The 7,228-nt window shown below is 64.9% G+C and carries 5 protein-coding genes and 1 pseudogene; 2 read left to right on the top strand and 4 right to left on the bottom strand.

Annotation, left to right across the window (positions count from 1 at the left end):
* Both ABDB81_RS28120 and ABDB81_RS28115 read right to left on the bottom strand, forming a co-directional pair.
* A pseudogene (locus ABDB81_RS28120) lies at positions 1-258 on the bottom strand (alpha/beta hydrolase); the annotation flags it as partial.
* 54 nt (positions 259-312) lie between these two features.
* Positions 313-999: a hydrolase gene (locus ABDB81_RS28115; protein WP_137926361.1), complete on the bottom strand. Its 687-nt coding sequence runs from the start codon at positions 997-999 to the stop codon at positions 313-315.
* Between the two features lie 565 nt (positions 1,000-1,564).
* Here ABDB81_RS28115 and ABDB81_RS28110 point away from each other — a divergent pair.
* A complete protein-coding gene (locus ABDB81_RS28110) occupies positions 1,565-2,203 on the top strand; it encodes a response regulator (protein ID WP_283205146.1) in 639 nt (212 codons plus the stop codon).
* Between the two features lie 20 nt (positions 2,204-2,223).
* On the opposite strand, the gene ABDB81_RS28105 is transcribed toward ABDB81_RS28110, so the two are convergent.
* Positions 2,224-3,477, bottom strand: a complete 1,254-nt coding sequence (locus ABDB81_RS28105; protein WP_346814174.1) for an Hsp70 family protein — start codon at positions 3,475-3,477, stop codon at positions 2,224-2,226.
* A gap of 650 nt (positions 3,478-4,127) precedes the next feature.
* Here ABDB81_RS28105 and panE point away from each other — a divergent pair.
* Entirely contained in the window at positions 4,128-5,051 is a 924-nt protein-coding gene (gene panE / locus ABDB81_RS28100) for a 2-dehydropantoate 2-reductase (RefSeq protein WP_346814173.1), read from the top strand.
* Here the strand turns inward: panE and ABDB81_RS28095 are convergent.
* Complete coding sequence (locus ABDB81_RS28095) at positions 5,048-7,075, bottom strand: bifunctional diguanylate cyclase/phosphodiesterase (protein ID WP_346814172.1); 2,028 nt, start codon at positions 7,073-7,075, stop codon at positions 5,048-5,050. The genes panE and ABDB81_RS28095 overlap by 4 nt on opposite strands.
* Between the last annotated feature and the right edge of the window lie 153 nt (positions 7,076-7,228).

The raw sequence follows: 7,228 nt of genomic DNA, 5'->3' as shown, positions 1-7,228 counted from the left end.
GTGCGAGAAGACGACCGGACGGCCCGAGCCCCAGTCCTTGTAGAAGATGCGCGTACCGTCCTTGGTGGTGATGTAGCTCATGTCTTTCGATCCGGAGGAGTGATGGGAAGATGCGCCTTGCTTGCCGGCCGCAGCGGCCGTGGCAGGGGCGCCAAGCGTGACCGCGGCCACGGCGGCAGCGCCGACCGTGCCCGCACCCGACAACAGCACCTTGCGACGCGACGACGAATGTTCGGCGTCCTGTGTCTTGTTTTGCATGTTCATTTAAGGAGATGGACGTTTGAAAGTCTGGTGAAAACGATGCCGCGCGCTTCAGCGTGCTGGGACCGGAGCGATCGACTCATGCGGCGTGGCGGTGCGCTGCTCGGCCTTGTGGACCATCGTGTAGGCGTAGTCCACGCCCATGCCGTAGGCGCCCGAGTGTTCCTTGACCAGCTTCATCACGGCGTCATAGGTGTCGCGGTGTGCCCAGTCGCGTTGCCACTCCAGCAGCACCTGTTGCCAGGTCACGGGCACCACGCCAGCCTGCACCATGCGTTGCATCGCGTAGTCGTGGGCTTCCTTGGTCGTGCCGCCCGAGGCGTCGGCCACCATGTAGATCTCGTAGTCGCCTTCCAGCATCGCGCACAGGGCGAAGGTGGTGTTGCAGACTTCGGTCCACAGGCCCGCTACGACCACCTTCTTGCGGCCGTTTGCGGCCAGGGCGTCACGTACCTTCTGGTCGTCCCACGAATTCATCGAGGTGCGCTCCAGCGTCTTCTGGCCCGGGAACACATCGAGGATTTCCGGGAAGGTGTAGCCCGAGAACGAATCGCTCTCGACCGTGGTGATCGTCGTCGGCACGTTGAAGATCTTGGCGGCCTTGGCCAGGCCCACGACGTTGTTCTTCAGTGCCTGACGGTCCATCGACTGCACGCCGAAGGCCATCTGCGGCTGCTGGTCGATGATGATCAGCTGGCTGTTTTGCGGGGTCAGCACTTCGAGCTTCGGATTGGACATGATGTTGCTCCTTGATACGCAGGTTGGGGGCGACGCACGGACAGCGCGGCATATGCCTGGCGTCCGCGCCGGTTGCAGCGCGACTCCGGGTCGTCCGATCATCTGATGGTGTGACCGGACGGCACGATGCAACCCGACGGGAAGCCTAGTTGGCCCGCTGATAGCGGGCCATTGGCTGATCGTATTAGTCGATGGTGCCTCGGGCCTACCGTGTGCGGTACGCGGCAGTTGACCCATACGAACGTCGTATGAGGATGCGCTCACCGACGGCAGCCCGCGCAGGGTAGGCCCGTGCGGAAGCCCGCGCCATAGACACTTCGTATGGGTTTGCGCAGGGAGGGACGGCGCGTGGCGCAGGGGGCGCGCTGCGGTGAGGCCCGGCGGCGTGCCGCGCCCCTCACACAATGGTATAGGTGGCAGCCTGGCGCCGGGTGTGTTGAAATGCGGGCTTCCGGGGGACGGCACGCCATGAGCGCCGCGCGTATCGTGCCCCACATTGGCCAGCGTAACGGAGAGAGCAAGCGTGATTGCGCAGAGCGGGGAGCCTGGCGTTACCGGCACCGACATCCAGAATGTCGAGAGCGTCGATGACGCCCTGGTACTCGTCGTCGATGACGACGCCATGCTGCGTCGTGCACTGGGCAACCTCTTCCGTTCCGTCGACATGAAAGCCGAATTGTTCGGCTCGGCGGCGGAGTTGCTCGACTTCCCGCTGCCAGAGGTGCCCTGCTGCCTGGTGCTGGATGTGCGGCTGCGCGGCCCGAGCGGGCTCGATCTCCAGACGCGCCTCGCCCAGATGGGCATTCATATCCCGATCATCTTCATGACGGGCTACGGCGACATTGCGATGACGGTCACGGCGATGAAGGCTGGCGCCGAGGATTTCATTGCCAAGCCGTTCCGGGACCAGGACCTGCTCGATGCGGTGGCGGCGGCGATTGCCAAGGACCGGCTGCGGCGCAGGAGCCTGCGCAAGGTCCAGGAGATTCGTGCGAACTACGCCACGCTGACACCGCGCGAAGCGGAAGTCATGGGCATGGCCGTGTCAGGGTTGCTGAACAAGCAGATTGCCGGCGAGATCGGTATCAGCGAGGTGACCGTGAAAATCCATCGTGGCCAGGCCATGCGCAAGATGCAGGCGCGCACGTTTGCCGACCTGGTGCTGATGGCGCAGCAGATCGGCGTTTCAAAGGTCGATTTCTAGTTTTCTCGTTCAGGTTCGGCTCAGCCGAACTTGCGGGCCGCGTCCAGCGCCAGCCCCGAACCGATGCCGCCGAACAGGTCGCCTTCCACGCGGCGCGCAGCGGGCAGCAACAGCGCCAGTTGCTCGCGCAACATTGGCACGCTGCTGGAACCGCCGGTGAACAGGATGGTGTCCACGGCATCGGCCGGGACGCCAGCGGTCTTCAGCATGCCCTTCACCGTGTCGGCCGTCTTCGTCACCAGCTTGGTGATCGACGCGTCGAACGTTTCGCGCGTGATTTCCAGCGTGGTCTCGGGTGCAATGCGGCCCAGGTCCACCAGCGTGCGCTCGTCTTCGGACAGTGCGATCTTGGCCGCTTCCACCTGAATCGCCAGCCAGTGCCCAGCGCGTTCGCGAATCAGGCGGATCAGCCGGTCGAGCTTCTCGGTCTCGGCGGCGTCGCGATAGTTATCCATCACAAGCGCCCACGCTTTGCGTGTATAGACCAGGTTGATCGTGTGCCAGCTCGCCAGGTCGAAATACTGGCCGGAGGGCATCGCCTTGCCGTTGCGCAACTGGCTGTTCAGGCCCAGCATGGGCATGACGCTGGCCAGGCTCAGTGCACGGTCGAAATCCGTACCGCCGATATGCACGCCGCCGTTAGCCAGAATGTCCTCGCGGCGATCGATCTTGCGTGCCCGCTCGGGCGACAGGCGCACCAGCGAGAAGTCTGATGTACCACCGCCGATATCGGCCACGAGTACCAGTTCTTCTTTCGAGATACCGGCTTCGTAGTCGAATGCCGCGGCAATCGGCTCGAACTGGAATGCGATGTCCTTGAAGCCGGCGTCGCGCGCAATCTCCGCGAGCGTGTCTTCGGCCAGTTGATCGGCGGCGGCGTCCTCGTCGATGAAATGCACGGGGCGGCCCAGCACGGCCGAGGTGAATTCACGACCGGCCGAGCGTTCGGCGCGACCCTTGAGTTCGCCGATGAAGTGCGCCAGCAGTTTGCGGAACGGCATGGCCTGGCCCATGACCTCGGTGCTGTCGTCCATCATCGACGTGCCCAGCAAGCTCTTGAGCGACCGCATCATGCGGCCTTCGTAGCCGGCCAGATAGTCGGTCAGCGCCGCGCGGCCGTAGCTGACCAGCGGGTCCTCGGCATGGAAAAAGATCACCGACGGCAGCGTGGCCTTGCCGTCCTCGAGCGGCAGCAGGGTAGGCGCGCCCGGGCGCAGCCAGCCGACGGTGGAGTTGGACGTGCCGAAATCGACGCCGCAAGCGTTTGTGGTCATGGGATTCAGGAGTTCAGGTGCAGCCAAAAGCAGACGGCGGCCACGCGGCCGCCGTTGTACGGGGCGATATTGTAGGGGGTTTCGGTGTCATGCACGCGGCAACGATGCCCCAGGCGGCTTGGCCGACCCATATCCGCATTCTCCCCATGCGGGTTTGTGCCAACTGTTCGCCACGCCGGCGCTGCAGTCTACTAAAGCCGCAGGATGCAGTGTGGCCGGGACAGCGCACCAGCGCCGCCCGGGCGTTTGGGACAACCAAAGGGAGACAACCATGGTGACCGCGCAAGACGATGCATGCATTTTCCGCAACCTGATGGCCCTGGCCGTGGTGGAGACACTGGGCGGGGCGGTCGCATTGGGGTTTGTGTTCAACCTGCTGACTTAAGAAGACATACCGCTCCCAGTTTGTTTTCTCCCCTCTCCCGCATGCGGGAGAGGGGTCGGGGGAGAGGGCCCAGCGGTTCAAATTGCCACATGTCGGCAAGCAGAACCTCCATGCCCTCTCCCCTAACCCCTCTCCCGCGCGCGGGAGAGGGGAACAAACTGCGCGGGAGAGTGGCGCAAATCCACCGCCAGCACCAATTCCATCCCCCCACTACAATGCCCCATCGCCTGGCTGCCATGGCCGGGTCTGACCTGGGGAGTCGAAGATGCGAATTCTGGTGGTTGGGGCGGGCGCCATTGGCGGCTATTTTGGTGCGCGGCTGTTGCAGGCCGGACGCGATGTCACGTTTCTCGTGCGTGCCCGTCGGGCCGCGCAACTCGCGGAACACGGCCTGCGCGTGAAAAGCCCGCACGGCGACGTTCATATTCCCGATCCCCCGCGCGTACTTTCCGAGCAGATCGCCCAGCCCTATGACGTGATCCTGCTGAGCTGCAAGGCGTACGATCTGGGCAGCGCCATGGACGGCATCGCGCCAGCCGTGGGGCCTGAAACCGTGATCGTGCCGATGCTCAACGGCATGGCCCACCTGGACCAGCTCGACGCCCGTTTTGGCGCGGCCCGCGTGATGGGTGGCCGCTGCATGATTTCCAGCACGCTCGATGACGATGGCACCATCGTGCAACTCTCGCCAATGCACATCCTGTCGTTCGGCGAGCGTCCGTCCGGCACCAGCAATCGCGCGCAGGCACTGGCCGAACTGTTCGGCAATGCCGGGTTCGACCTGCAGCACAGCCAGTCGATGCTCCAGGACATGTGGGAAAAATGGTTCTTCCTGGCCACGCTGGCCTCGTCCACCAGCCTGATGCGCGCAGCCATCGGCGATATCCTCGCCGCACCGCGCGGTCGCGAGACGATTGCAGCCTTGCTGGAAGAATGCGCGGCTATCGCCGCCGCCAATGGGCACCCGATCCGGGAGCCCGCGCTGCAGCAGGCCCGGACCAACCTGTTCACCGAGGGTTCGAAGATGACGGCGTCGATGCTGCGCGATATCGAGCGCGGCGCAGCCATCGAGTCCGACCAGATCGTTGGCGACCTGCTGGCGCGCCGGCAGCAGACGGCGGCGCCCACGCTGCAACTGGCCCTGACCAGCCTGAAAGCCTACGAAGCCCGCCGCGCACGCGGCGGCTAGGCCAGCGACATTTGTGCATCCAGCCAGGCCGGCAGGTCTGCCTCCGGCATCGGCCGCGCCAGCAGGTAACCCTGCATGGTCTTGCAGCCGATGTCGATCAGCGCCTGTCGGTCGGCCTCGTATTCCACGCCTTCGGCAACCACCTCGAAACCGAATGAACGGCCCAGGCTCAGCACGGCGCGCATCAGATCCTGGTTGCGTGGCGAGCCGGCAATGCCGGTGATGAAGCTGCGATCCACCTTCACGCATGCCGCGCCAAGCTGCCGCAGTGCGCCGAGCCCTGAATAGCCGACGCCGAAGTCATCCAGCGCGATGGTCACGCCAGCACGGGCCAGGTTCGCCAGCTTGCCTTGCACGGCATCCACGTCGAGCGCCACTTCCTCGGTGATCTCCACCGTCAGCAAGGCAGGTTCGATGCCGTGCTCGGCCAGCGTGGAGAGCAGTAGCTTGTCGATATCGCCCTGGCCCATTTCCCGGGGCGAGAGATTGATGGCGATGGGAATCCTGCGGCCGTCGCGCGCGTGGATCGCCTTGGACAGGCGGCAAACCTTGGCCAGCGTGGCGCGCAGCAACGGCTCGGCCAGCCCGGATGCGGCGGCCACCGACACCAGCTCGGGCGGCGGCACCCAGCCGTGGCGCCAGTGCTTCCAGCGGATCAGCGCCTCCAGGCTGCGCACCCGCGTGCCGCCATCGGCAAAGATCGGCTGGAACCAGACTTCGAGCAGGTCGTCCGTCAGCGCGCGCGGCAGGTCGCGTTCGATATCGCGCTGCATCTTGAGATGCCGGCGCAGGTCCTCGTCGAAGACATAGTGGCTGTTGCGCCCCAGTCGCTTGGCGGCGTAGAGGGCCGCGTCCGCGAACAGCAGCAGGTCGTCCAGACTCAGGTCCGGACCCTGGCAGATGCCGATGCTGATGCCGACCGGGCAGTATTCGTAGCCATCCAGCGGTTCGCGTATGGCGGCGATGAGGCGGGCAGCCAGGCTGGAGGGGCAGTCCGAGGTTTCGAACGGATCGTAAAGGATCATGAACTCGTCGCCGCCCATGCGGCCGACCATCATGTCGGGGCCTGCCACGGCTTCGAGCCGCCGCGCCACTTCGCGCAGCACGCCGTCGCCGGCCTTGTGGCCGAAGGCGTCGTTGATGACCTTGAAACCATCGAGGTCGAGCAGCAGCAGGCAGTGACGCCCGCTGGTCCCCTGCATGAAGCGCTTGTTGGCGCGGTCGAAAAAGCCGCTGCGGCTCAGCAGGCCGGTCAGCGGGTCCTGGCTGGCCAGCGTCCACAGTTCGTCCGCGCGGGTGACCGCGTCTTCGTGAGCAATCCGCAGCGAATGCTGGATCGCCGTGGCCTCGTTCTTGAGACGGATCGAATGGCGGATCTGCTGTTCACTTTCGAGCGTGCACCGGAAAAGCGCCGCAAGGTAGAGCACCGTAGTGAAGGCAAGCCAGTACCGGTCGAAATCGCCAAAGACCACCAGGCACGCGGCAGCAGACAGCAGCGGCGGCGTGATGAAGCAGAGGGGAATCGGCGCATACGCAAAGCCATGCGTGACGGCGCCGGCCGTGATGCCGCAGACCACGGTCAGGTAGAACAGCGCTTGTGGCGACGTATAGCCGTCGCACAGGATGGGGATGGCCGCCCAGGTCAGCCCGGAGAGAAAGGCCAGCGTGCAATGCATCCGCAGATGCCATTTGACCGCACGATGCAGGCGCGGGTCCTCGGCCTGCGTTGCCGCACCGGCCTTGCCCAGCGGCAGGCGGCACAGCCAGATACGCAGCGCATTGAACAGCAGTGAAACCAGAAACCACGCGCTGGCCGTGGGGCCGCGCCCGGCATGCCATGCCACGGCCAGCACGCTGACGCCGAGCACGATATTGATCGGAATAGAGATACGTACCGTGCGGCAGACGGCCTGTAGCTGGTCGTGCCGGGTGAGCCGTGCCAGCGAGGCGTCAATGGTTGCGCCGCTGCGGTGATCGGCGGGCACAGGGATTTGCGCCTGCGCTGCCCTGCGAATTGTCTTCATCAGTTCCTGCCCGTCGCCTGTCGGTCGCGCGCTGCCGACTCCGCCGCGCCACCAGAAGGCGATTTCCTGCGCCCCAAAAAATACCTTGTTCCTGCTTGTTGTTATTGTGTTGCCGCCGTGTTGGCCGGTCGGCATATTCATGAACCTGGTGCC

The sequence above is a fragment of the Cupriavidus sp. DL-D2 genome, from assembly GCF_039710735.1.
In the GTDB taxonomy this organism is placed as follows: domain Bacteria; phylum Pseudomonadota; class Gammaproteobacteria; order Burkholderiales; family Burkholderiaceae; genus Cupriavidus.
Note: the sequence above shows the minus strand (reverse complement) of the source record. Positions and strands in the feature narration are given on the sequence as shown.